At 72.7% G+C, this 1211-nt stretch carries 2 protein-coding genes; one reads left to right on the forward strand and one right to left on the reverse strand.

Features of this window, described 5'->3' with window-relative positions:
• Window positions 1-525 (forward strand): exodeoxyribonuclease VII large subunit (locus tag ACTS11_RS07790; RefSeq protein WP_442639760.1); only part of this gene is annotated, 525 nt, incomplete at its 5' end.
• Here the strand turns inward: ACTS11_RS07790 and ACTS11_RS07795 are convergent.
• On the reverse strand, window positions 526-1211 hold a 686-nt coding region (locus tag ACTS11_RS07795; protein ID WP_442639761.1), incomplete at its 5' end, for a molybdopterin cofactor-binding domain-containing protein. It lies immediately after the preceding gene.

Consider the following 1211-nt stretch of genomic DNA (forward strand, 5'->3'; position numbering starts at 1 on the left):
GACACCGCGCGCCAGCGGCTCGACCGCTGCGTGCTGCAACTGGGCCCGGCGCTGCGGCAAGCCGCGCAGGTGAAGCGGCGGGAACTCGACAGGCTGTCGGCGCGCCTTGAGCCCGCGCTCGAGCGGTCGGTCTCGGCGCGGCGGCTCAGGCTCGGGCAGGTGGCGGCGGGATTGCGGCCCTCGGGGCTCCGGCAGGCGCAGGCCAAGGGGCGCGACCGTCTGGCGGAAGTCGAGCGCCGGTTCCTCCGCGCGGCCGGGGACGATCAGCGCAGGCGGCGCGAGCGGCTGGAGCGGCTGTCGCAGCTCCACGAGACGCTGGGCTACGAGGCGACGCTCCGGCGCGGATACGCGGTGGTGTTCGACGGCGCCACCGTGGTCAAGAGCCGCGCGGAGGCCGAGCGTCACGCGCGCCTCGAGATCGCCTTCGCAGACGGGCGGCTCGGTGTCACCCCCGGCGACGGGCCCGCGCGTCCCGCCCCGAAGCGGGCGAAGGACGATCCGCCCGACCAGGGCAGCCTCTTCTGATCAGACGACGAAGCGCACCCGGCGCGAGAGCGGCAGGTCGCGGATGCGCTCGCCCCGGAGGTCGTAGATCGCATTGGCCAGCGCGGGCATGGAGGGCGGCGTCGCAGGCTCGCCCACGCCGCCGATATGATGCTGGTTCTCGAGGATGCGCACCTCGATCTCCGGGCAGGTGTGGAGTCTCAGCGCATCGTGGTCGGGGAAGTTCCACTGCTGCACCTCGCCGTCGGCGAAGGTGATCTCCTCCATCGCCGCCGCCGAGAGGCCGTAGATCAGGCCGCCCTCCATCTGCTGGCGGATGATGCCGGGGTCGAGGGCGGTGCCGATGTCGCAGGCGATCCAGGCGCGGTCGATCGAGACGTCGCCGTCCCGGTCGCTGACCTCCACCACGACGGCGACGGGGGTGTGGAACGAATAGGTCATCGCGACGCCGCGCCCGACGCCGTCCGGCGTGGTGCCCGTCCAGGTCGACATCTCGGCCACGGCCTCGAGCACGCGGGCGGTCGGCATATGCTCCCGCTCGGCGAGGTCGAGGCGGAAGGCCAGCGGGTCGCGCCGCGCGGCATGCGCCATCTCGTCGATGAAGCTCTCCATGAAGAAGCCGTTGAAGGAGTTGCCGACCGCCCGCCAGAAGCCCACCGGCACGGCGAGGTCCGTCAGGTGCCCGGTCACGCGGTAGTTGGGGATCG

It is taken from the genome of Roseicyclus sp., from assembly GCF_052168335.1.
In the GTDB taxonomy this organism is placed as follows: Bacteria; Pseudomonadota; Alphaproteobacteria; order Rhodobacterales; family Rhodobacteraceae; genus Roseibacterium.